Here is a 25206-nt window from a genome sequence, read left to right on the forward strand (position 1 = left end):
AGGCCCATAAAGCTACTGTTAAAAGCCTCAACTACCAAGATTACGCTGAGCATAAACACAAGTAAACCCTTCAAACTCTAAAAAATCTATTTCGTAAACCGATTTTTTATCGCCATAAACTATTTGTGCAGTTGTTTTTCCAGTATCCATGGTAAAATCTTGGACATCTATATGCTTTAAAAAACTAAGACCCGGCTGGGCATAAATTTTGTAAAGAGATTCCTTGGCACCCCAGACAATGGTTAGTTTACGAATAATGGCTTCGGCATTGGCCAACGTATGGTACTCTTCTATAGGGGTAAATTTATGTGCAATTTTTATAATCTTATCGCGCTGCTTTTCTATATCTATACCTACCTCATGCGAATCACTTAGTATTATTGCAGTAAAATTGTAAGAGTGGGTTATGCTAATATGCTTTCCATCTTTTAAATGGGGCTTTCCATTTTCATCATAATACAAATCACTATCTGCATAACCTTCCAAAGCCATCAAATGTCTAATGCTTAGAAAGGCCCTTCGGTGGCTTTCAGATTTCATCCCATCCATGCGGTTTTGGCAATGTGGGGTCAGCAGCACATCTTTAGCTAATACTGCTTCGGGTTCTTCTACCTTCCAAAGCAACACTTTAGTGGTAGGCGATACTATTATGGTTTTATAAACGGGCACTTGTAAAAGATAAGTAATTTGTACCTTTGCGGCTAAAATTGCTATCAAAATAAATTAAAATAGTATGAGTACAAAAACAATTGCATACGTTCCTTTTAAGGTGAAGGATATTGCCCTTGCCGATTGGGGTAGAAAAGAGATAGAATTAGCAGAAGCAGAGATGCCCGGTTTAATGGCTTTAAGGGAAGAATATAAAGAAGAACAACCTTTGAAAGGTGCCCGTATTGCTGGTTGTTTGCACATGACCATACAAACAGCTGTACTTATAGAAACTTTAGTAGCGCTTGGAGCAGATGTTACTTGGAGTTCTTGTAATATATTCTCTACCCAAGACCACGCTGCTGCTGCCATAGCCGCTGCAGGTATTCCGGTTTATGCCTGGAAGGGTATGAACGAAGAGGAGTTTGATTGGTGTATTGAACAAACCTTATTCTTTGGAGAGGATAGACAGCCCTTAAATATGATTTTAGATGATGGTGGTGACCTTACTAACATGGTTTTGGATAAATACCCAGAACTAGCTGCAGGTGTAAAGGGTTTATCAGAAGAAACCACTACAGGCGTACACCGTTTGTACGAGCGTGTAAAAAACGGAACTTTACCTATGCCCGCTATAAACGTAAACGATTCTGTTACCAAGTCTAAGTTTGATAATAAATACGGATGTAAAGAAAGTGCAGTGGATGCTATCCGTAGAGCAACAGATACCATGTTGGCCGGTAAACGCGTAACCGTTTGTGGTTATGGTGATGTAGGTAAAGGTACCGCTGCTTCTTTTCGTGGTGCAGGAGCTATTGTTACCGTAACAGAGATAGATCCTATTTGTGCGCTACAAGCATGCATGGATGGTTATGAAGTAAAAAAATTAGAAACCGTTGTTGGTAATTCTGATATTGTTATTACCACTACAGGTAACAAGGACATTGTACGTGGGGAACATTTTGAGGCCATGAAAGACAAGGCTATTGTATGTAACATTGGCCACTTTGACAATGAAATAGACATGGCATGGTTAAATGAAAACTTTGGCAGCACCAAGGACGAAATTAAACCACAAGTAGATAAATACACCGTTAACGGTAAAGACATTATTGTTTTAGCAGAAGGTAGATTGGTAAACCTTGGATGTGCTACAGGACACCCAAGTTTTGTAATGAGTAATAGTTTTACTAACCAAACTTTAGCGCAAATAGAGCTTTGGAAAAATAGCGAAAACTACAATAATGAGGTTTATATGTTGCCAAAACATTTAGATGAGAAAGTTGCAGAACTACACTTATCTAGATTGGGCGCAGAGTTAACTACTTTAAAAGAAGACCAAGCGGCTTACATTGGTGTAACCGTAGAAGGTCCTTTTAAGCCAGAATATTACAGGTATTAATTTTTACCTTTGTTAATCTTTTATAAACCCTTGCAGAAGCAGGGGTTTGTTTTTTTTAGTAACCAATAGCCAAGTATGCATATTATTTTAACTGGAGCAACAGGAACTTTAGGTTCGCAACTGCTATTTAGCTTGTTAGAAGAAAGGTTAAATGAACTAAAAAGTATTCACCTTTTAGTACGAAATAAGAAGTCTGTTGATGCTAGTGATAGAATACAAAATATGCTCACCAGTCCAATGGCTCCAAAATTTATTGCCCAGAACTTAATAGCTATTCAGGATAAGTTAACGGTAATAGAAGCAAGCAAAGCATTACAACCAGAAAACTTTTTGGATGCAAACCAGCGCTATTACATGATACATTCTGCTGGCTTTGTGAATTTATCTGTAAATCCAAAAGACGAAGCCCAAATTTTTGAAGAGAATCTAAGCTTTACCAAACAGCTATTTACTGCTTTTAAACCATACTTAAAAAAGTTTGTTTACATCAGTACAGCCTTTGCCGCTGGCAAACAAGATGGGGTTATTGGTAATGATTACCTTAATTATACCCCTGCAGAATATAGAAACTACTACGAAGCCTCTAAACATGCCGCGGAAAAATATGTAGCACAACAATGTGCTGCTAGTACTATTGAAATTCAAATTTTGAGACCTAGTGTTCTAGGTGGTAACGCTTTGGAGAAACCCCGTTTTTTTATCTCCAAATACATGGTGTTTTATTTGTTCGCTAAATTTTTTCAGCATAAAACAGAACAGGGTAGCGTACGTATACAAGCTGGTAATGATAGCAACTTAAATATTATACCAACAGATTATGCCGCCAAAGTAATTTGTAAGGTAATAGACCAACCTGTAGAACAACTCAATATAGTAAATCCTATAGGTACCCATATACTTACTGGAATATCAAAAATTTTAGAGGCGGTTAATTTTAACAATTACCAGCTTACGCAAGAAATTGTAGATAGCGTTGGAGGTTTCGAAACTACTTTGGAAAAATTCTATTATGAAACCATTGGCGTTCACCTTACCCCGTATTTGACTGGAAAACCGCAAAAATGGGACACACAACTACTTGAATCTATCTTACCACTACCTAACTATAATCCAGAAGAATATTTAAAAGCGAATATAGAATACGCTATAAGTCAGAAGTTTAGAAACCAACGGTGGTAATCCATACTGTTCCATTAAAAAACAGTTAGGCTTAGGTATAATTTAGTTGAGAATAGACATAATAAAGCCCTATCCGATTTACTCGAACAGGGCTTTTTAATACTATATTTTGAGTTTTCTTAAGCTTCGAAAGGCTCAATAGAAACGAAGGATTTACCTCCTGCTTTCTTCTCAAATTTTACAACACCATCTACTTTAGCGTGAATTGTATGGTCTTTTCCAAGATATACATTTTCACCAGCATTGTGTTTGGTTCCTCTTTGACGTACAATGATGTTACCAGCAATTGCAGCTTGGCCACCAAAAATCTTAACGCCTAATCGTTTCGATTCTGATTCTCTACCGTTCTTAGAACTACCTACACCTTTTTTATGTGCCATGTTTTCTAGGTTTTGTCTTTACTAATTTTCTGTAGCGGTTAACTTAAGCTTTACCACCATCTAATTCATCTTGCCATTTCTTAAGCTCATCCCACTTACCTTCTGCGGCAAGTTCTGCTTGTTTTGGCCAAGTATCAGTAACGTGGTTACCACGTACATCTGCAATGATTTCTGCAATTTTAGCTGCATCTGTCTTTGCTAACTCAGCAAAAGTAGTGATACCCGCATCATTCAATGTCTGAGCAATTTTTGGACCAATACCTTCAACTTTCTTTAAATCGTCTCCACCTTTGGCTGCCTTTTTAGGGGCGGCTTTAGGAGCCTCTTTTTTAGGAGTTTCTGCTTTAGCTGGAGCAGCTTTTTTAGCACCACTAGCCAAAATGTTCTCAACTACAATCTCTGTTAAAGATTGTCTGTGACCATTTTTCTTACGGTAACCTTTTCTCCTTTTCTTTTTAAAGACAATAACTTTATCGCCTTTCAAATGCTTTACAACCTTAGCTTCTACGGCTGCACCTTCTATGACTGGGGCGCCAACAGTAACTGTACCAGCGTCATCTAACAAAAGAACACGGTCAAAAGTAACTTTTTCTCCTTCTTCTGTTTTTAAACGGTGTACGTATACTTTCTGGTCTTTCGCAACTTTAAATTGCTGCCCTGCCATCTCTACAATTGCGTACATATTTAAATGTTTTAATTGAATTAAATCCCTATTTTCGTAAATAGCGGGTGCAAATATACTGCTAATTCCTTAATCCACAAGGGCAAAAAAGTCTTTTTTATGCTTTACTCAGTATGTTTTTCGACGACTTGAATAATTGCATAAAACTTAATGTCAACACTAAGCTGGTAGCCATACCCATTATTGCCACAGTAAAAAATACTATAGCCGTAAAATTGCTATAGTCTTTAGCCCAAACCGCAGACAATTGCTCCAAAAATAATGGATTCAGCTCAGTGCTATACACCATAAAAAAGAATGTAAAAAGTAAGGTTGCCACAACACCCGTAGTTAACCCAAATTTAAACCCTCTTCCATAATCAAATTTATCTCCGTCTTTAAGCTTTAAGTATTTAATGGTTTCATAAATTCCAAAACCAGTAATAACACCATTAAACAAGCTATAGAAAATGTTGGTGTGCTTGTTAAACAGAGAAAGAATTAAAAAATAGGCCACCAATACCGCTGCGGTAACTAGGCCAAATCTGATAGGTAACGTGCTATTTTTCATGCTTTTAGTTTTATTAAAAGTTACAAAAATTAACAGTCGATACAAAGTTTTTCTTTTTAAGTAATTCTATCTTGTAACAAATTGGCTTTATCTTAGACCAACCGATAGGTATATCAATTAAACTACTATAGAAAATGAAAAGAGTTACACTAACTGTCATGGGCGTATTAGCCCTGACCATGGGCCTCTCTGCCCAATCCGTGAGCTTTGAGGAATACGACCTTGACAACGGACTACACGTAATTTTACATCAGGACAACAGCGCACCTGTAGTAACCACATCTGTAATGTACCACGTTGGTGGTAAGGATGAAGACCCAGAAAAAACGGGTTTCGCTCACTTTTTTGAGCATTTGTTATTTGAAGGCACCAAAAATATTGAGCGCGGTAAATGGTTTCAAATAGTTTCTTCTAATGGCGGCAGAAATAATGCCAATACCAACATGGATAGAACGTACTACTATGAAGTATTCCCTTCTAATAATTTAGAATTAGGACTTTGGTTAGAATCTGAGCGTTTAATGCATCCTGTTATTAATCAAATTGGTGTAGACACACAGAAAGAGGTTGTACAAGAAGAAAAAAGACTTCGTGTAGATAATTCTCCCTACGGACGCGTTTTTGAACAAGTTTCTAAAAACTTATTTAAAAAGCACCCGTACAGATGGACCACTATTGGTTCTTTAGAGCATTTAGCTAGCGCCTCTTTAGACGATTTTAAAAAATTTAATCAGATTTATTACGTACCTAACAACGCGGTTTTGGTAGTTGCTGGCGATATTGATATTGCAGAAACTAAAAAAATGGTGAAGGATTACTTTGGTCCTATTCCAAAAGGTGCTCCAATTGAGCGTACAGTTATCAAAGAAGACCCTATACAGAGTACTATTAAAGCTAAATTTTACGACCCTAACATACAGATTCCTTTGGTTTTAATGGCTTACAGAACGCCTGCACAGACAGAGCGTGATGCCTATGTATTAGACATGATTTCTACCTATCTAAGTGATGGCAAAAGCTCAAAGCTATACAAGAAAATGGTAGATGATAAAAAAATGGCGTTACAAGTTCTAGCATTTAATGTAACCCAGGAGGAGTACAGCAATTATATAGTTGGGGCACTACCTGTAGGCGAAACAAGCTTGGAAGATTTACAAAAAGAAATTGATGAGGAAATAGAAAAAATAAAAACCGAATTAATTTCTGAAAAAGACCACCAAAAGCTGATTAATAAGTTTGAAAACAACTTTGTTAATTCTAACAGTAGCGTAGAGGGTATCGCTAGTTCTTTAGCTACCTATTATATGTTGTTTGATGATGTTAATCTTATCAACACGCAGATAGATATATACCGCTCTATTACTAGAGAGGAAATTATGGAAGTTGCAAAAAAATATTTGAACGCCAACCAAAGATTAGAGTTAGAGTACTTACCAGAAACAGCTAATGCGCAATAATATTCAAATGAAAAAGATTATAACTACCCTGGTATTGGTACTTGTTGCCCTTACCACTAATGCACAAATAGATAGGAGTAAACAACCAGAATCTGGCCCTGCTCCAAAAATTAACCTTAGCAAACCCAATACCTTTAAGCTTAATAATGGCTTAACCGTTATGGTGGTAGAAAACAATAAACTACCAAGAGTACGCATACAGCTAGAAATAGATAATCCGCCCATTGCAGAAGGCAATAAAGCAGGGGTATCTAGCTTAATGTCTAGCATGCTGGGTAATGGTTCAAAAAATATAGCAAAAGATGCTTTTAATGAAGAAGTAGATTATTTGGGAGCCCGTATATCTTTTGGTTCACAAAGTGCTTTTGCCTCTTCTCTTTCTAAATATTTCCCTAGAATACTGGAATTAATGGCAGATGCTGCCATTAACCCTAACTTTACAGCAGAAGAGTTTGAAAAGGAGAAAAGTAAATTAATTACAGGTTTAAAATCGGGCGAGAAAGATGCTTCTACCATTGCCTCTAATGTACAATCTGCTTTAGCATACGGTAAAAACCATCCTTACGGAGAAATCACTACAGAAGAAACAGTTAACAATGTTACCTTGGCAGATGTAGAAGAATTTTACCGTTCTTACTTTGTCCCAGCCAATGCTTATTTAATTGTTATAGGAGACATAACCTTTAATGATGCCAAAAAACTCGTTACCGAAGCATTTACACCTTGGACCAAGGCCGTGCCACCATCTTTGAGCTATTCAGAGCCTAAGGACGTTCAGTATACACAAATTAATTTTGTAGACCTTCCTAATGCTGTACAATCCCAAGTTGTGGTAGAAAATTTGGTAGACCTAAAAATGAAAGACAAAGACTACCTAGCGGCTTTGATTGCCAACCAAGTACTTGGTGGCGGAGGTGAAGGTAGACTTTTCTTAAATCTAAGAGAAGACAAAGGATATACCTATGGCTCTTACTCTTCATTAAGAGACAACAAACACTCTAAAACTAGGTTTACCGCTACTGCACAGGTAAGAAATCAGGTTACAGATAGCTCGGTAGTAGAGATTTTAAAAGAAATTGAACGCATCCGTAAGGAGCCTATCACTAAAGAAGAGTTGGAAAATACTAAAGCTAAATATGCTGGTAGATTTGTTATGGCTTTAGAAAATCCTGAAACTGTAGCCAACTACGCCTTAAACATTGAAAAAGAAGGTTTACCTAAAGACTTTTACGAGAATTACTTAGAGCGATTAAATGCAGTATCTATTGCAGATGTACAAGCTGCCGCCAATAAATATTTCTCAATGGATAATGCTCGCGTAGTAGTTGTAGGTAAAGGTAGCGAAGTATTAGAAAACCTTGAGAAAGTAACTTTTAATGGTAAAGCTGTTCCTGTTAAATATTTTGATAAGAACGCTAACAAAACAGAAAAACCTAATTATGATGTTGCTACCCCAGAGGGCGTAGATGCTAACACTGTAATAGAAAAATACCTTGCTTCTGTGGGCGGAAAAGAAGCTTTAGAAAACGTAGAATCTTACGCATTATCTGCAGAAGCAGAAATGCAAGGAATGAAGCTGGAATTAGAGATGAAAAAAACTTCTAAGGAACAGTTTATGCAAGATGTAAAGGTTATGGGTAATTCCATGAGTAAACAAGTATTAGACGGCAATAAAGGTTACATGACCATGCAAGGTCAACGCAAGGACCTTAACGAAGATGAGATTAATAAAATTAAGGAAGAGTCTGCACCTTTTCCAGAATTAAACTATTTGGCAGCAGGTGGCTTAACTTTAGAAGGCGTAGAAATGGTAAATGGCAAAAAAGCCTACAAAATTAAAGTAACGGATAATAAAACCGTTTACTATGACCTAGAAACTGGATTAAAGGTCCAAGAAGTGAACGTCCAAGAAATGCAAGGACAGCAAATGACACAGACTTTAATTTTAGACGATTATAGAGAAATATCTGGAATTAAATTTCCTTTTAAAATGACCCAAACCATGGGACCACAAAGCTTTGACTTTATAGTTAAAGAAATTAAGGTGAATGAAGGAGTTTCTCCTGCTGATTTTGAATAGCACTAGTTTGATTATATATTTAAAGACCGGGTTTTATCCGGTCTTTTTTTTTAAAGCAAAAGATAAATGAAAATCTTAGTACTTGGTGCCACAGGAAGAACGGGGAAATTGGTTCTCAAGCGTGCTTTAGCAGATGGTTTTGAAGTACATTGCTTAGCAAGAAACTCAAATCGTATAAAACCTCAACAAAAATTAACCGTTATTGAGGGTGATGCTAATGACATTCAAGATTTACAAAAGGCTCTAAATGGATGTGATGCCATAATTAGCGTTCTCAATATTTCTAGAACATCAGACTTTCCATGGGCACCACTAAAAACACCAAAGACATACCTTTCTAATGTAATGCATAAGCTAACTACTATTGCACAGCAAGAGTCTATAAATAAGATAGTCATATGTTCTGCTTGGGGAGTTGCAGAGACCAATAAAAACCTCCCTTTTTGGTTTAGATGGATTATAGAGTATAGCAACATTGGTTTTGCATACAAAGACCATGAAAAGCAGGAAAAAATTCTTTATTCTTCTGAATTGAATTGGACCATTGTTAGGCCTGTAGGTCTGACTAATTCGTCACAAAAAGCATCAATCCAAGAATCGTGGAACAATCAACCCAAACCAAACCTTTTAGTTAGCAGAGATAGCGTTGCACGGTGTTTGGTAAATAGCATCACTAGAACAGATTTAAACCGTAAAACCGTAGTTATTTCTAAATCATAACTTTTAAAGCGTTATAACCACACTAGTCTGACTTGTTCTACCTTAGTTTAGGTGATAAAATTATTTTAACCACCATTTATTTCCTGTAGACTGAAGAAACTATTTTATGTATATTGATAGTATTCGCGATTTCTACCTTTACTTTGTATTTCTTAACTTGAATTTTCTAAAACAGAATAAATAGATTAAAAGCATGAAGCGAATAGTTCTTTTACTTATAGTAGTGATTATATGTAGTTGTCAAGGAAATAAAAAACATGAAGAAGGAAATTCCCAAATGCAAAAGGTAATGGCCATTCATGATGAAGTAATGCCTAAAATGGGCACTTTAGGCAAACTTGTAAGTCAACTTAAAGATAAGGTAGATACTACTGCTACGGGAAAACAGTATCAACAAGCAATGAAAGACTTGCAAAAATCCAATAGCGCTATGATGGATTGGATGAAAGGTTTTGGCGACCGCTTTGATTCTGACGAAATTTTAAATGGCAAAGAACTTACTCCAGAAAAACAAGCTTGGTTAGACGAGGAAGAGGTAAAAGTTAAAGCACTGAAAGAGCAGATTAACACTAGCATTGCAAATGCAGAGAAGCTTTTAGCAGAGCCAGAGAAATAGGCCTAATTCCAGTCCAAGCTTTCCATTATGGTGCGGATGTCTTGTTGTAAATATATGGCAGCAGGATAAATAGAATCATAATTTGGCTTGGCATAAAAATAGAGCGAACCCGTCACAAAATGATTGACACTATCAGTTACATAAAATTGTGATTGACTGGCCGCATTACCCGTTACCTCGTAAAACATGCCATAAACACCTTTTTCCGTATTGATAAAAGGTTGTTCTATAATATTATCCGCCTTAACTACATGCTCATAAGATAATTTTTGAGCATCTGTTAACAGTTGATTAATGTTATTATTTACTTGCTTATAGGTTAAGTAAACAGACCCTTTCATTTTAGGATAATCCAATACTAATCCGTCTTTATTTTCAGATTTAATTTTAGCCTCCTTGTTTTTATTGAATTTGAATTTAGCAGATGTATAGTTTTGATACGCTGGTGTTGGGTAATCTAATCTTAGCATTGCTTTTGGCTTTGGAATAGCCTCTTCTTTACAAGAAAACAATAGAATACAACAAACTATTACAAATGCTAACCTATACATCATGTGGTAAACTAACTTTAATTTGTTTTAAACGCTTAGTATCTAAACTTTCAATGGTAAATTTATAGTTGTTAAAAACTACACTTTCGCCTTTTTTAGGGAAACTCCCAGAGGTTTCCAGCACAAACCCTGCAATGGTTTCTGATTCACCTTTATTGAGCTCAAACTGCTCTTCGGATTCGTCATCAATTTTAATAACCCTATAAAAATCTTTAAGATTTGTTTTACCTTCAAAAACGTAGGTATGCTCATCTAGTTTGGAATATATCAAATCTTCATCATCAAACTCATCACTAATATCCCCAACAATCTCTTCTATAATATCTTCTAAAGTTACAATACCAGAAGTGCCACCGTATTCATCTACTACTATAGCTAAATGCTTTTTCTGCTCTTGGAACTCTAGCAACAAATCATCTAGTTTTTTATTTTCTGGCACAAAATATGGCTCGCGCAAGAGGGTATGCCAATTAAATGTTTTTCTATCTAAATACGGCAACAAATCTTTTACATAAAGCACACCAGATACGTTATCCATATTCTCTGTAAAAACAGGAATTCTAGAAAATCCATTCTTTTTAATTTCTTCTATTACCTCTGTAAATTTGAGCTCAGCATTCAGGGCAAAAATATCTATTCGTGGCCGCATTACTTGCTTGGTGTCTGTATTACCAAAAGATACAATTCCTTCTAATATTTTCTGCTCCTCTTTAGTAGTATCTCCTTCTGAGGTAAGCTCTAATGCCTGTGATAATTGATCTACACTAATATTTGCTTTCTGCTTACCTAGTTTATCTTGTAAAAAAATAGTGGCAGAACGCATAGGCATACTCATTGGGGTAAATAAAAAGTCTAACCCCTTAAGTGGTAAAGCCATAAAATGAGCAAATTGCGACTTATTACGATTGGCATATATTTTAGGCAAAATTTCACCGAACATTAGAATAAGAAAGGTAGCCACCACTACTTCTAAAATAAAACGTACCGATATGACCCCAAATAGGGTCTGATCCATTTCTGAAAACAGAATGTCACCGATTTCGCTAAAAAGCAAAACAACTCCAATATTAATCGCGTTATTGGCTATTAATATTGTTGCTAACAACTTTTTGGGTTTCTCTAGTAATTTAAGAATTAAATTCCCCTTGCTGGTTTGGGCCTCCTCAATAGCATTCAGTTCGGTTTGAGATAGTCCAAATAAAGCTACCTCTGCCCCAGAAATTAAAGCAGAACAAATCAACAAAAGTAAAAGCACAACCAGTTGTGCTACTAAAACGCCATCTGGGGCAACAAATAATAATACCGAACTATAGGGCTCTGGGTCCAATTAAATAGAATTAAAACGGTAAATCGTCATCTTCTGCTTCCTGCATAGGAGCTTTCTGTTCTGGAACGCTGTATCCTTGAGAAGTATTGTTAGCAGAAGAATTTTGACCAACATTCTGTTGATTATTCCCCTGCATACTCTCATTTTTATTAGTTAAAAAGGTAAAATCTTGCACGTGTACTTCCGTTGCATAGCGGGTGTTTCCATCTTCTCCTTGCCACTGTCTATTTTTAAGTCTACCTTCAATATAAACTTTGTCTCCTTTTTTTAGGTATTTTTCGCAAACCTCGGCTGCCTTATTACGCACAACAATATTATGCCAGTCTGTATTAGTAACACGCTCGCCAGTTTGCCTATTGGTATACGTCTCATTAGTTGCTAGTGGGAATCTACCAATGCACCCGCCACCATCAAAATAATGCATCTTAATCTCATCTCCTAAATGCCCTATCAGCATTACTTTATTTAATGTTCCACTCATAATCGACAAAAATACTAAAATTTAAAGCGCTCCATAAACTGTGCAATTAAAACTGGCACAGGAAATTCTTTTGCTTTAGCAAAAGATACAGCATTCTCTTTAATTTTTGTTACCGCTACAATCCAAAATTTAGTATGTATGTGTTGATGGGATAATTTATGAACTATGTTTTCTGAATTAAACAGATATACCTTTTTATATAATTGTCCTTTTAGTTTTAACCTATCTTCTATTTGTTGAATGTTTAAAGGCTCTTCTGCCTCTATTAAAGGAAATTGATAAAGATGCTGCCAAATACCCTTCCCTTCCCGCTTTTCCAAAGCTGTTTTTTTAGCGTCGTCCACAAAAACCATATAATTAAAATACCTGTGTTTTACTTTGGTCTTTTTTAATTTCACAGGCAATTCTGTAATTCTATTTTCTGCGAAAGCCACACAACTACTTTGTAAAGGACATAATTTACAATTAGGGCTTTTTGGCGCACATTGTATGGCGCCAAATTCCATAATACCTTGATTATAATCACGCACATTGGTGGTTGCCATTAGTTTTTTGGCTAAGCCTTTAAAGTATTTTATTCCATCTGTGCTATTAATAGGTATATCAATTCCAAAATAACGGGCTAACACACGATATACATTACCATCTACTACGGGTGCTGGTTCATTAAAACAAATAGAAGCTATAGCACTAGCGGTATAATCCCCCACTCCTTTCAGTTTTAATAATTCTTTATGTGTTGTAGGAAAGTTACCCCCCAATTCATTAACCACCATTTTTGCGGTAGCATGCATATTTCTAGCGCGTGAGTAGTAACCTAGCCCTTGCCATAATTTTAAAATTTGTTCTTCTGGCGCTTTAGCCATGTCAAAAACTGTCGGAAATTCTTCCACAAATTTCTGGTAATAAGGCAATCCTTGTGCAACTCTTGTTTGTTGCAACATCACTTCTGATAGCCAAATTTTATAGGGTTCACGGGTGCTACGCCACGGCAAATCCCTTTTGTTTTCCTGGTACCAACGCAAAATTATTTCTGAAAAATCCATGTAAGAAAATACTATCCAAAGCCCTTATCAGTTTATATACTTAAAATTTAGGGCGTTATATAAAACATTTATATATTTGCAAGCCAATTTAAAAAACCTATTAATAATAATAACGGAAAATGACGAAAGCGGATATTGTTTCTAAAATCTCAGAGAAACTGGGTATTGAGAAAGGTGATGTACAAGCGACTGTAGAGTCGTTTATGGAAGAGGTTAAATCTTCTTTGGAGAATGGTGATAATGTGTACCTAAGAGGTTTTGGAAGTTTCATTATCAAAACAAGGGCAGAAAAGACCGGAAGAAATATTTCAAAAAATACAACAATAAAAATTCCTGCACACAATATACCTGCATTTAAACCTGCAAAAGTATTTGTTGAGGGAGTTAAGAGTAATGTTCAAGTTAAGTAATAATATAAAAGCAACGCTGTATGCCGAGTGGTAAAAAAAGAAAAAGACATAAGGTGGCTACGCACAAGAGAAAAAAGCGTAGAAGAGCCAACAGACACAAGAAAAAGTAGTCGATAGACTACTTTTTCTTTTTAAAAGAATACGTTCATTGACATTACGGACCAGACAATAATTATAATTCGATTAGCTAATCGACACACATAATTGTTTAATCATCTGTACCCACTATTGGGTGTAGGTAAAAATTTAAAAAGGTGAATAGAGAATTAATCGTAAGATCTAGTTCTGACGCCGTGGATTTTGCCCTATTAAAAGATGGAAAACTTACAGAACTACATAAAGAAGAGGACAATAATAGTTTTTCTGTTGGCGATATATTTTTGGCCAAAATCAGAAAACCTGTTACAGGTTTAAACGCCGCCTTTGTAAATGTAGGTTATGAAAAAGATGCCTTTTTGCACTACCATGACTTAGGACCGCAACTTTCTTCCATGTTGAAGTTTGTTAAACAGGCCAAAACTGGTAAGCTCAGAGACTTTTCATTAAAAAATTTTCCATTTGAAAAAGACATTGACAAGAATGGCAGTATCAACGATGTTGTTAAAGCCAATCAATCTATCTTGGTACAAATTGTAAAAGAACCAATTTCTACCAAGGGTCCAAGAATTAGCTCGGAACTTTCCATTGCCGGGCGTTACTTGGTTATGGTACCCTTTTCTGAACGCGTTTCTGTATCTCAAAAAATTGAGAGCAGAGAAGAGAAAGAGCGTTTAAAAAGATTGGTAACCAGTATAAAACCCAAAGGGTTTGGTGTTATAATACGCACCGTGGCAAAAGACAAGAAAGTCGCAGAATTAGATAAAGACCTTCAAAATTTGTTGTCTAAATGGACAGCAATGTGCAAATCTCTACACAATGCAAATCATCCATCTAAGGTATTGGTAGAACTTAATAGAGCTTCTTCCATATTAAGAGACGTATTCAATGATACTTTTACAGGAATACATGTAGATGATGAAACGCTTTATGATAATATAAGAGATTACTTGCACGAAATAGCACCAGAAAAGGAATCTATTGTAAAGCACTACAATGGTAATGCCCCTATCTATGAAAAATTTGGAATAGAACGGCAGATAAAAACCTCTTTTGGTAAAACAGCCTCTATGAGTAGAGGTGCCTATTTGGTTATTGAGCACACAGAAGCTTTGCATGTTATAGATGTAAACAGTGGTAACCGCTCTAATAAAGCCAAAAATCAAGAAGACACCGCATTAGAAGTAAATCTTTTAGCAGCAACAGAAATTGCGCGCCAATTGCGTTTACGAGATATGGGTGGCATCATCGTCGTCGACTTTATAGATATGACCAAAGGTGAACATAGAAGAAAACTTTATGATCATCTTAGGGAAGAAATGAAGGACGACCGGGCAAAACATAAAATATTACCGCCTAGCAAATTTGGTTTAGTACAAATTACGAGGCAACGTGTACGTCCAGAAATGAATATTAAAACTAGTGAAGCCAATCCTAATGGTACTGGTGAGGAGGTAGAAGCTCCTATTGTTTTAATTGACAAGATAAACGCTCATCTAGAACGTATTTTAAAACAGAATAAGGACAGTAAAGGAATTGAGTTAAACATACATCCCTTTATTGCTGCATACCTAACCAAGGGTTTTCCTTCCATAAGAACTAAATGGTTTTTAGACCATAAAAAATGGATTAAAATACAACCAAGGGATGCCTATACGTATCTAGAATACAAGTTTAAAAATAAGGACGGCAAAGAACTGAATTAAGTTAAAAGCGACTTCATTTATTTGGAGTCGCTTTTTTTGTTTTTATACATTTATAGCATGCAAAATACCCCAAGTTTTACAGTAGAAGAAGCCACAAGAAAATTAGAAGCATATTGCGCTTACCAAGACCGCTGCCACAAAGAAGTGGTAGACAAATTAAAGGGTATGCGCATGATTCCGCAGGCTATTGACCATATAATTGCTCACTTGATTCAAGAAAATTATCTAAATGAGGAACGCTTTGCTCAAAGCTATGCTAGAGGAAAATTTAAGTACAAAAAATGGGGTAGAAATCGTATCACGACAGAACTTAAGCTAAGGCAAATATCGCACTACAATATAAAAACAGCCTTAAAAGAAATAGAAGGAGATTATTACACTGTTTTTCATGAATTGGCAGATAAAAAATGGGAACAGACCCAAGGTTTACCGCCTCAGAAACGTAAAAAAAAACTGTTAGATTATTTGTTATATCGAGGTTGGGAAAGCCACCTTATTTACGAGAAAATCAATGATTTGGCATCTTAAAACCAAGGTGAAATTGGGTAGTACCAGCTTTACTTGTAAAATGTATGCTACCGTTGTGGGCATTCATAATATTTCTACTTAAACTTAATCCAATTCCCGAACCGTTTTTACGGGTTGTAAAGAAGGGTACAAATACATCTCGTTTTAAACTAGCAGCTATGCCTTTACCATTGTCCGCAATGGTAAAAACCACTTTTTGCTCCTGTTCTTCCGCAGTAAAGCCAATTTTAGGGTTGCTTATGCCATCTAATGCATACACACAATTAGTAAGCAGGTTTATGAGTACCTGTTCTATCTGTTTGGCATCTACGTATACCCGCAATTTATCATTAGGTATAGTTACATTGACCTCAATACCTTTTTCTTGCAACATACCCCTTAACAAAGACAGACTACCTTCTAATAAATTAGTAACCGTAACCCACTCTAATTTAGGTGTGGGCAGTTCTGTTAACAGTCGGTATGTATCTATAAAATCCAATAAATGTTTGGAGCGCTTTTGAATGGTTTCTACACTTTGGCTTACATCGGTGTAACTATCGCCTAAGCTAGATTTATGTTCTGCTAATAGAAATTCTAAATTATTAGCTAAGGGCTGTATGGGCGCCATGGTATTGATTATTTCATGACTCATCACCTTCATCAAATTGAACCAAGCTTCTTTCTCTTTTTTTTCTATTAAACTCTGTATGGCATCTAAATTTACTACCAAATAAGCCTGATTATGGATGTAAGAAATAAAGGTTCGCAAAGAAAAATCACTTTCTTTACCATTAATATTCAGGGTTATTACATCCTTTGTATTCTTCCAATTTTCTTCCTGAAAATACGCATCAAAGGCTTTTAATTCGCGTGAAGCATTTTGCCATTTGTTATACCTAGGCATTTGTAAAAGTTGAAAAAACGCTCTGTTAGCAAAAAAAAGCTTATCGTCCCCCTTTCTTAAAATAAGGATGCCCGTATCCATAGCTTCTATAATACCCTCATACACTATTTTTTGGGCATCTGCATTCTTTTTGGCCGATTTTAAGTTACCATATAATATTTGCAAGGGCGAAGCTAATGCAGCTGGCAATTGATTTTCTGGCACTTTAAACGCATAGTCTTCTTGTACTAATGCTTGTATTACTTGGGTGGTTCTTAAATAGCCATTTTTAATACGCCACAAAAGCATGCCCCCTATACCAATGCAAAGCACGACTAAAAAAAGTGGCAGAAAGAGAAATCCCTGCAAACCATAATAGACGGCTGCAGAAATACCTATGGCAATCAGCACAAGACAAAACCAAAAGAAAGTATTAAAGTAGCGCATGATATACTCACAAATTATGTTTTTCCATTCGCCTATACAAAGCGGCTCTTGTAATACCCAATTCTTTTGCGGCCTTACTTACATTACCCGTATGCTTCTTTAAAGCCAATTGTATCAAATGTTTTTCGGTAGCCTCTAAATTTAAATTTTTAACCGTTTCTTTTGGGGTGACCGCTGGACCAAATCGTAAATCAGATTCTTGAATTTCATTTTCTTCACTTAAAATAACCGCGCGCTCTACAATGTGTTCTAATTCTCTAATATTACCGGGCCAATGATACTTTTCCATAGCGTTTAACGCTTCAATAGAAAATTGCAAGCGGCCTTTTTGGTATTTACGCTTGTTCTTTTCTAAAAAATGATGTGCCAATAACGCTACATCGCCAGAACGCTCCCGTAATGCAGGCAATACGATTTCCATGGTATTGATACGGTACAGTAAATCTTGTCTAAATCGCTGCTCCACAACCATCTGATGCAAATCCATATTGGTAGCACATATAATCCTCACATTCACCGTTCTTTCTTTTGATTCGCCAAGACGAACAACTTTTTTGGTTTGCAGTACCGTTAACAATTTGCTCTGTAAATGCATTGGCAAGTTTCCTATTTCATCCAAAAACAAAGTTCCCTCATCTGCTAACTCAAATCGTCCTAAACTATCTTCCTTAGCATCTGTAAACGCCCCTTTTGCATGACCGAACAATTCGCTCTCAAACAAGTTTTCATTTAAGGAACCCAAATCTACATGCACAAATATGTTGTCTTTTCTGGCAGAATTTTGATGTAGCATTTTCGCTATTACATATTTACCGGTACCATTTTCTCCTAATAGGAGCACATTGGCTTGCGTATCTGCCACTTTTTCTACCAAATGCAACACCTCTTTAAATGCTTGGGACTTACCCAAAACATGCTCTTGTGGTACTAAACCGTTTTTAGTTAAGCTTTGTAGTTTGCTTTGCTGCGTGTTGGACCTAACCATAGAAAGTCCCTTTTGCAAGGTTGCCAAAAGCTTATCATTGTCCCAAGGCTTTAAAACAAAATCGAAAGCCCCTTTTTTTAAACTTTCCACCGCTAAATCTACATTGGCATATGCCGTCATTAACACCACCATGGTTTCTTGAGAACGTTCTTTTATTAACTTAAGCCAATACAAACCTTCTTTACCACTCTGGTCTCCTGCCCTAAAATTCATATCCATTACCACCAAATGCAAGACTGTTTTGTTAAGCATGGTTACCAATTCTTTAGGATTGGTTGTTGTAAGTACTTTGCTAAAATGTCTTTTTAAAAACACCTCCATGGAAAAAAGAATGTCTTTATCATCATCTAGAATTAGTACGGTTGCCTCTTGCTTTGCCATACCCAATGTTAGCAAGTTGTACGATAATGAACAAGTAAGTGTTCGATAATGAACAGTTTAAAATTTATTCAATATTATTTTTCATTGATTATCAGTTACTTACAGATGTTTTTTTTAATGGCACGATATAAGCTTACATACCACTGAAAATGAATAGCATGGACCAAAAAATAGAAAAAAAGAAGAATCCTACTAAAAAGATTGCCCTAATAGCCTTACCTCTTTTGCTATTGGGTTTTGCACTATGGTCTGCTTTTGATGCTAACCAAAAAGTTAGGATTAAAAAAGAGCGGTTACGTATTAAAACGGTAACCAAAGGTCTTTTTGAAGATATGGCATTATTCAACGCACAAGTGCATCCACTAAATACCTTACAAATAAATACCATAGAAAGCGGTTCTGTAAAAAAAATCTTTGCACAAAATGGCGATATAGTTACAGAAGGGCAATTACTTTTAGAGCTATACAACCCTAATGCAGAATTGGGTTACCTTACCCAAGAAACAGCCATAATAGAACAAATAAACAACCTAAGAAATACCAGAATCGCCATAAAAAATCAGCAAATGCTATTGGATCGAGATTTAATTGAAATGACTTACAATTACAACAATGCAGAACGCCAATATAGCATGGATACCACATTATATAGAAAAGGTGTTATTAGTAAAAATGACTACTTAAAATCGCAAGAAACCTATAGCTTTCAATCCAAACAACAGCAAAATATTAAGGTACATGTTAAAAAGGAGCAACAGGACCGGGCCAATCAGTTGCATTTGATAAACGCATCCATTACCAAAATGGAAGAAAGTCTAGAACAATTAAGACAGAACAAAGAAAATTTCATTGTTAAGGCACCGGCATCTGGGCTGCTTTCTTCTTTTAATCCCATCCTTGGAAAATCGTATAACAAAAGTGAGCTTATTGGCAAATTAGACATGCAAGATGGCTATAAGTTAGTTTTAGCAGCAGATGAGTATTATTTTAATGACGTAGCCAAAGGGCAAGAGGCACATTTGGAAATGAATGACAGTCTATACCCTTTATTCATAAAAAATGTAGTGGCAGAGGTGGTCAATGGCAAATTTCAAGTAGAATTGAATTTTAAAGAAAAAGCGCCCAAGAGTATAAACCAAGGAATGACCGTACCTGTTAAACTATACCTTTCTAAAGAGGAAAAATCGGCTTTATTATTACCAAAAGGCACTTTTTATATCTCGAGCGGCGGCCAATTTGTTTTTGTGCTTACCAGTGATAGTAAAGCAGTAAAACGCAGTATAACCATTGGTAAAGTCAATGCACACTTTTATGAGGTTTTAGATGGCCTACAAGCGGGAGACAGGGTAATTACATCTTCTTACAACGATTACAAAGACAAAGACATTTTATACTTAGAAGATTAAAACCATGATACAGTTAATAAAATTCATCATCAATCTAATTTTAAACGTTTTAGCATGATTACTATACAGCAACTTTTAAAAACCTATAGTACTGAAGAAGTAGAAACTACTGCTTTGAACCAAATTTCTTTACAGGTAAACCAAGGCGATTTTATGGCCATTATGGGACCGTCTGGGTGCGGCAAATCTACTTTACTTAACGTTATAGGCTTGTTAGATTCTTTTGATAACGGCAGTTATCAATTTTTAGGACAAGAAATGCATGGTCTAAAAGAAAAAGACAGAGCCCAAGTACGGAAAGAAAACATCGGTTTCATTTTTCAGAACTTTAATTTAATAGACGAGCTTAATGTCTATGAGAATATAGAATTACCACTTGTTTACAACAATATTGCTAAAAAAGAACGCAAAGAACGAGTAATCGCCGTTATGGAGCGTTTAAATATTGCACATAGAAATAAACATTATCCACAACAGCTCTCTGGTGGGCAACAACAACGCGTTGCCGTTGCCCGTGCATTGGTGACCGCCCCAAAAATAATTTTGGCAGATGAACCTACCGGTAATCTAGACAGCACCAATGGTAATGAGGTAATGGAGTTGTTGTCTGAGCTTAACCACCAAGGTTCTACCATTTTAATGGTAACCCATTCTAGTTATGACGCCAGTTTTAGCAACCGAATCGTAACCCTAAAAGATGGTAATATCTTAATGGAAAAAGAAAACCAAAGACAAGTAGCCATAGTTTAATCATCCATCAAAAAACGAACAATCATGATCTATTCCTGGTTAAAAATTTTCACTAGACATGTTAAGAAAAGTCCGTTATACCCTATCATCAATACCTTAGGGTTGGTTCTTGGGGTTACCACATTTGTTCTTATACTTCTTTTTGTAAGTAAAGAGCTGAGTTATGAAAAATGGAATCCTAACCTAGACCGTATTTACCGTCCTATACGCCTTTTTGACAATGGTGAAGTTTGGGAAAGTGCACCACGCATTATGGTTAAAACTGCTCTTGAACAACTCCCAGAACTAGAAGATGCGTTATTGATGAATTATGATAGTGGCATCTTGTTTAATAAAGACGGCAAAAAAGTTATCTCTAGCGCCAAACGCACCACAGCCAATTTCTTTAAATTTTTTCCCTATCCCATAAAATATGGGGATACTACAAATCTTTTTAAGGACGATAGCCAATTGGTATTAAGCGAAGAATTCTCTAAGGAATTATTTGGTGATGTAAATCCTGTTGGAGAAACCATAGCGTCTTTATACCGCAACGAACCCTACAATTTTACTATTGCCGCAGTATACAGCACCGATGGTTTTCCGAGTGATGAAAAACATTCCGTATTACGTTTAATGGACTTAAAAGCCGATAACAATGACCACTGGGGCAATTTTAACTACGATGCTTATTTTATGTTGCATAAGGGAGTAGATGTGTCCGCATTTAATAAAAAATTTGATGAATTCTACGACCAAAATACCTACGAATCCTGGGGTATAACCTACGAGCAATATTTGGAGCAAAAAGAAGAAGCCATGTATATAGAAAACCTTGCCGATAGACACCTCTTTGGTAAGGCTTTAATGGGAAAAGGTGCCAACACGCTTTACATTCTAGCTGTTTTTGCGTTGCTTATTTTGGTTATTTCTGCCATCAATTTTATCAATTTAAGCATTTCTGGAGCCACTAAACGTGCCAAAGAAGTTGCCATTAGAAAAACATTAGGAACGTCTAAACTAAAAGTTATAGCCCAATTTATTTTTGAGGTTGCCCTGCAATGTGCTCTTGCTTTGTTGGTATCCTTGGCTTTAATAGAAATTGTATTGCCTCCTTTTAACACCTTAATGGGCACTGATTTGGAGTTGCTAAGTGCATACAACAAATGGTGGTGGGGCTTTGGTATAATCACCATCTTAATTTTAATTTCCGGATTATTTCCAGGCATTTACCTAAGTCAATTTAATCCAGTAAAAGTTTTGAAAGGCAATTTTAGTAGGTCTAAAAGTGGCCAAAAGTTAAAGCGAGGCATGATTGTATTTCAGTTTTGCATTTCTGGCATCTTTCTTATTTCTGCATTTGTAATCAAATCGCAATTGCATTACATGAATAACAGGGATTTGGGTTTTACCAAAGAACAGATGTTAATTATAAACATTAGAAATGCAGGAGAGACCCATAATAAGTTAGCTACTTTTAAACAAGAACTTAAAAAGATAGACGGTGTTGCCGCGGTGGCTACTGGCACCAGACCTCCTGGCACCTATGCTAGTTTTGGCTCCAATTCTAACGTGGATTATCAAGAACTGAGTTTCCAAGCAGATATGCATTTTATTGATGCTGACTTTATACCTACCATGGGCATAAAACTGAATAAAGGTAAAAACTTTACCAAAGATTGGATGGATGTTGACACCTCTCAAGTATTCTTGGATAATGATGGGGATACCATTTACGCCAATGAGATAATTGTAAACCAAAAGTTAGTTTCTAACTTTCAATTTAAAAACCCCATAGGAAAACAAGTAGAATATTGGGGGTATAAAGGCACTATCATTGGCGTTGTAGACAATTACATTGCCAAGGGTTTTGACCAAGGAGCATACCCTGCCTTGTATATGCCCTATTTAAAAGGGGAAACCGGAGATTGGGGTAAACCTACCCATTTAATGGTAAGATTAAATGGCACTGCCATTACCGAAACCGTAGCAAGCATTGAGGATTTTTGGACCCAAAGTATTGAACCTAGATTTCCATTTAAATACGAGTTTTTAGACCAAAATTTTGCCAAGACATTCGCAAAACAAAAACGCTTAGAAACCTTGGTGACCATTTTATCATTCTTAATGATATTCATTTCGCTTTTAGGGTTGTTTGCTATTGCATCTCATAGTGTGCAACAACGCTACAAAGAAGTGGCCATCCGTAAAACATTGGGAGCATCTGAAAAAACTTTGATTTTAAGCTTGATAAAAGAGTTTATATTAATTGCAGTAATAGCATTGAGCATTGCCTTACCTATTTCTTATTTGTTGGCAGATAGGTGGCTAGAAGATTTTGCCTACCGAATTAATGTGCCCTTAGCACCTTTTGCAATTACCATGGTACTTATGTTAACCCTAACCTTAGCCGTAATTTTAATACAAGCACTAAAGGCACTAAAGATAGATTTAGTAGCACATTTAAAATACGAATAACCACAGACCAACCCAGAACTAACGGGCATTGGTTCTTACCACTGCCTGTTGGTTTTTATAGTCTATCCAAGCTTGGCCCTTCCATTTACGCATGGCATTATCAAAATGACGCATCAGAAAAATATTATAAAGGGCTTTTGCAAAATTTTTAGGTTTTCTGGCAATAGCCCTTAAACTCATGCTAAAACCTGGCGTAATATACCGCATGTAGTGCCAGTAGCCTTCTGGAATGTACAGTACATTGCCATGTTCTAATTGGGTAATATAGCCCTTTGCGTTTTTTAATGCTGGCCATTGGCTAACATCTGGATTGGAAAAATCTATATCCTCTCTAGTAATTAAAGAGTGGGGCACCTTGTACAAATGTTTGGTTTCGGACTGCGAAAAAAGTATACACTCTTTTTTACCTTCAAAATGAAAATGAAAAATATTGGCCAAATCAATATCGTAATGCATAAAGGTATACGAGTCCTTTCCACCGAAAAAAAGCATGGGCAGGCCTTTCATTAATCTAATTCCAAAGTCCGGAAAACTAAAATCTTTTTGCAGTTGCGGTACTTCTTTAAGAATATTCCACAGAAAAATTCGGTATTTGGTAGGTTCTTTTTTCAGTAAATCCACATAAGCGGCCATTTTCATTTTCGCATGCGGTTCATTAAAACCTTCATCGTGCTTTACGGGTCTATCATCATACAAAGGAACTTCAATATCCCCTGCTACTTTTTTCATGTAGTCCAAATTCCATTTACTGTAGGCTGGCCAATCTGCAATCATTTCTTCTATAACCACAGGTTTTTGCGGTTTAAAATAATCGCGTAGAAAAGCCTCCTTTGTCAAGGTTTTTACTCTTGGAATTTGCTGTAGATTCAATTTCAATCTTGAACTAATTTAATCTACAAAAATAGTAAAATGATGGGGTAGGTAACCTTTTCTTAACTTTTAGTAAGGACTTTTGCTTTCTCCTTTGCGGCTTCATTACGGTCAATTTTATGCCCTGGTCTGCTCCATTTAGGTTTTTCGCCCATGGCTTCAAATTGTGAATCTTCTGCCGCTACTGTCTTAGGCTGCGCTCCTTTTACAAAGGGTTTCTGCGGAATTAAACCTAAGGTTTTAAACATTTCCATATCCTCATTAACATCCGGATTTGGTGTAGTTAAAAGTTTATCTCCTGCAAATATGCTATTGGCACCAGCAAAGAAACACATGGCCTGCCCCTCTCTGCTCATACTTGTTCTACCAGCAGATAAACGAACCTGGGTTTTTGGCATCACAATACGCGTAGTAGCTACCATACGTATCATTTCCCAAATTTCTACAGGCTTCTCATTTTCCATAGGAGTTCCATCTACGGAAACTAGGGCATTAATTGGCACAGATTCTGGTTGTGGGTCAAGAGTAGAAAGTGCGACTAACATTCCTGCACGGTCTTCTACTTTTTCTCCCATACCAATGATTCCGCCAGAACAAACAGTAACATTGGTTTTCCTTACGTTGTCAATAGTTTCTAAACGGTCTTCAAATCCACGAGTAGATATTACTTCTTTGTAATATTCTTCTGATGTATCTAAGTTATGATTATAGGCATATAAACCTGCTTCTGCTAAACGTTGGGCTTGGTTTTCTGTAAGCATACCCAAGGTACAACAAACCTCCATGTCTAGCTTATTAATAGTACGCACCATCTCTAGTACTTGGTCAAATTCTGGGCCGTCTTTTACATTACGCCAGGCAGCTCCCATACATACCCTTGAGCTACCAGAGGCTTTTGCTCTGAGTGCTTGCGCTTTAACTTGGTTTACACTCATTAGGTCGTTGCCTTCTATATCTGTATGGTATCTTGCAGCCTGTGGGCAATAACCACAATCTTCTGGGCAACCACCGGTTTTAATAGATAACAAAGTAGACACCTGAACCGTATTGGGGTCGTGATACTGTCTATGTATATTAGCAGCTTCAAACAACAAATCCATCATTGGCTTGTTATAAATTTCCAATATCTCTTCTTTGGTCCAATTATGTCTCGTCTCTGTCATAGTTCCATTATTTTGGATGGTCA

Annotated in this window: 24 protein-coding genes; 12 read left to right on the forward strand and 12 right to left on the reverse strand. The window is 36.3% G+C overall.

Annotated features, from left to right (window positions below; genetic code table 11):
- Positions 1-27: 27 nt before the first annotated feature.
- Entirely contained in the window at positions 28-669 is a 642-nt protein-coding gene (locus HCO57_RS09490) for a 4'-phosphopantetheinyl transferase family protein (RefSeq protein WP_167989107.1), read from the reverse strand.
- A 64-nt stretch (positions 670-733) separates the two neighbouring features.
- Here HCO57_RS09490 and ahcY point away from each other — a divergent pair, with 64 nt between their 5' ends.
- Positions 734-2050 (forward strand): adenosylhomocysteinase, encoded by a 1317-nt coding sequence (ahcY, locus tag HCO57_RS09495; protein ID WP_010516405.1) that lies wholly within the window; start codon positions 734-736, stop codon positions 2048-2050.
- Between the two features lie 75 nt (positions 2051-2125).
- Complete coding sequence (locus HCO57_RS09500; RefSeq protein WP_167988840.1) at positions 2126-3229, forward strand: SDR family oxidoreductase; 1104 nt, start codon at positions 2126-2128, stop codon at positions 3227-3229.
- 119 nt (positions 3230-3348) lie between these two features.
- Here HCO57_RS09500 and rpmA read toward each other — a convergent pair whose 3' ends face one another.
- The 3 genes from rpmA to HCO57_RS09515 form a co-directional block, all read right to left on the reverse strand.
- Positions 3349-3609, reverse strand: a complete 261-nt coding sequence (gene rpmA / locus HCO57_RS09505; RefSeq protein ID WP_136950539.1) for a 50S ribosomal protein L27 — start codon at positions 3607-3609, stop codon at positions 3349-3351.
- A gap of 43 nt (positions 3610-3652) precedes the next feature.
- Positions 3653-4291 (reverse strand): 50S ribosomal protein L21, encoded by a 639-nt coding sequence (rplU, locus tag HCO57_RS09510; protein WP_167988841.1) that lies wholly within the window; start codon positions 4289-4291, stop codon positions 3653-3655.
- Between the two features lie 97 nt (positions 4292-4388).
- Positions 4389-4841, reverse strand: a complete 453-nt coding sequence (locus tag HCO57_RS09515; RefSeq protein ID WP_167988842.1) for a DUF4199 domain-containing protein — start codon at positions 4839-4841, stop codon at positions 4389-4391.
- A 134-nt stretch (positions 4842-4975) separates the two neighbouring features.
- Here HCO57_RS09515 and HCO57_RS09520 point away from each other — a divergent pair, with 134 nt between their 5' ends.
- From HCO57_RS09520 to HCO57_RS09535, 4 genes are all read left to right on the forward strand, one after another.
- Positions 4976-6298 carry a M16 family metallopeptidase gene (locus tag HCO57_RS09520; RefSeq protein ID WP_136950536.1) on the forward strand — a complete coding sequence of 441 codons (1323 nt, stop codon included), beginning with the start codon at positions 4976-4978 and terminating at the stop codon, positions 6296-6298.
- 7 nt (positions 6299-6305) lie between these two features.
- Entirely contained in the window at positions 6306-8378 is a 2073-nt protein-coding gene (locus HCO57_RS09525) for a M16 family metallopeptidase (RefSeq protein WP_167988843.1), read from the forward strand.
- Positions 8379-8444: 66 nt separating this feature from the next.
- A complete protein-coding gene (locus HCO57_RS09530) occupies positions 8445-9098 on the forward strand; it encodes an NAD(P)-dependent oxidoreductase (protein ID WP_167988844.1) in 654 nt (217 codons plus the stop codon).
- A gap of 193 nt (positions 9099-9291) precedes the next feature.
- Entirely contained in the window at positions 9292-9714 is a 423-nt protein-coding gene (locus tag HCO57_RS09535; protein ID WP_167988845.1) for a hypothetical protein, read from the forward strand.
- 2 nt (positions 9715-9716) lie between these two features.
- Here the strand turns inward: HCO57_RS09535 and gldD are convergent, their stop codons facing one another.
- From gldD to mutY, 4 genes are read right to left on the reverse strand one after another with little or no spacing between them, the layout of a single operon-like run.
- The gene (gene gldD, locus HCO57_RS09540) at positions 9717-10268 is read right to left on the reverse strand and encodes a gliding motility lipoprotein GldD (RefSeq protein WP_136950531.1); all 552 of its coding nucleotides are present in this window, start codon (positions 10266-10268) and stop codon (positions 9717-9719) included.
- A complete protein-coding gene (locus HCO57_RS09545; RefSeq protein WP_167988846.1) occupies positions 10258-11592 on the reverse strand; it encodes a gliding motility-associated protein GldE in 1335 nt (444 codons plus the stop codon). The genes gldD and HCO57_RS09545 overlap by 11 nt, the downstream gene beginning before the upstream one ends.
- A 10-nt stretch (positions 11593-11602) precedes the next feature.
- Positions 11603-12073: a single-stranded DNA-binding protein gene (locus tag HCO57_RS09550; RefSeq protein WP_136950529.1), complete on the reverse strand. Its 471-nt coding sequence runs from the start codon at positions 12071-12073 to the stop codon at positions 11603-11605.
- A gap of 14 nt (positions 12074-12087) precedes the next feature.
- On the reverse strand, positions 12088-13119 hold the full coding sequence (gene mutY, locus HCO57_RS09555) for an A/G-specific adenine glycosylase (RefSeq protein ID WP_167988847.1): 1032 nt from the start codon (positions 13117-13119) through the stop codon (positions 12088-12090).
- Positions 13120-13238: 119 nt separating this feature from the next.
- Between mutY and HCO57_RS09560 the strand changes: the two genes are divergently transcribed.
- The 3 genes from HCO57_RS09560 (at position 13239) to HCO57_RS09570 (ending at position 15859) form a co-directional block, all read left to right on the forward strand.
- Positions 13239-13529, forward strand: coding sequence for an HU family DNA-binding protein (locus tag HCO57_RS09560; RefSeq protein ID WP_136950527.1), 291 nt, complete (start codon positions 13239-13241; stop codon positions 13527-13529).
- Positions 13530-13783: 254 nt separating this feature from the next.
- Entirely contained in the window at positions 13784-15331 is a 1548-nt protein-coding gene (locus HCO57_RS09565) for a ribonuclease E/G (RefSeq protein WP_136950526.1), read from the forward strand.
- A gap of 57 nt (positions 15332-15388) precedes the next feature.
- A complete protein-coding gene (locus tag HCO57_RS09570; RefSeq protein WP_167988848.1) occupies positions 15389-15859 on the forward strand; it encodes a regulatory protein RecX in 471 nt (156 codons plus the stop codon).
- On the opposite strand, the gene HCO57_RS09575 is transcribed toward HCO57_RS09570, so the two are convergent.
- Together HCO57_RS09575 and HCO57_RS09580 are read right to left on the reverse strand one after the other, a co-directional pair.
- Positions 15840-17171 (reverse strand): sensor histidine kinase, encoded by a 1332-nt coding sequence (locus HCO57_RS09575; protein ID WP_136950524.1) that lies wholly within the window; start codon positions 17169-17171, stop codon positions 15840-15842. The genes HCO57_RS09570 and HCO57_RS09575 overlap by 20 nt on opposite strands.
- A 7-nt stretch (positions 17172-17178) precedes the next feature.
- Positions 17179-18537 carry a sigma-54-dependent transcriptional regulator gene (locus tag HCO57_RS09580; protein ID WP_136950523.1) on the reverse strand — a complete coding sequence of 453 codons (1359 nt, stop codon included), beginning with the start codon at positions 18535-18537 and terminating at the stop codon, positions 17179-17181.
- Between the two features lie 158 nt (positions 18538-18695).
- On the opposite strand from HCO57_RS09580, the gene HCO57_RS09585 reads away from it, so the two are divergent.
- The 3 genes from HCO57_RS09585 to HCO57_RS09595 are packed head-to-tail and all read left to right on the forward strand — an operon-like array spanning position 18696 to position 23150.
- A complete protein-coding gene (locus HCO57_RS09585) occupies positions 18696-19943 on the forward strand; it encodes an efflux RND transporter periplasmic adaptor subunit (protein ID WP_167988849.1) in 1248 nt (415 codons plus the stop codon).
- Positions 19944-19997: 54 nt separating this feature from the next.
- Entirely contained in the window at positions 19998-20693 is a 696-nt protein-coding gene (locus HCO57_RS09590; protein WP_167988850.1) for an ABC transporter ATP-binding protein, read from the forward strand.
- A gap of 24 nt (positions 20694-20717) precedes the next feature.
- Entirely contained in the window at positions 20718-23150 is a 2433-nt protein-coding gene (locus tag HCO57_RS09595) for an ABC transporter permease (RefSeq protein ID WP_167988851.1), read from the forward strand.
- 18 nt (positions 23151-23168) lie between these two features.
- Here HCO57_RS09595 and HCO57_RS09600 read toward each other — a convergent pair whose 3' ends face one another.
- Positions 23169-24026: a cupin-like domain-containing protein gene (locus tag HCO57_RS09600; protein ID WP_167988852.1), complete on the reverse strand. Its 858-nt coding sequence runs from the start codon at positions 24024-24026 to the stop codon at positions 23169-23171.
- Positions 24027-24082: 56 nt separating this feature from the next.
- Positions 24083-25183, reverse strand: a complete 1101-nt coding sequence (gene bioB, locus HCO57_RS09605) for a biotin synthase BioB (RefSeq protein WP_167988853.1) — start codon at positions 25181-25183, stop codon at positions 24083-24085.
- Positions 25184-25206: the final 23 nt, after the last annotated feature.

Origin of the sequence: Croceivirga sp. JEA036, assembly GCF_011882165.1 — a bacterium.
Classification (GTDB): domain Bacteria; phylum Bacteroidota; class Bacteroidia; order Flavobacteriales; family Flavobacteriaceae; genus Croceivirga.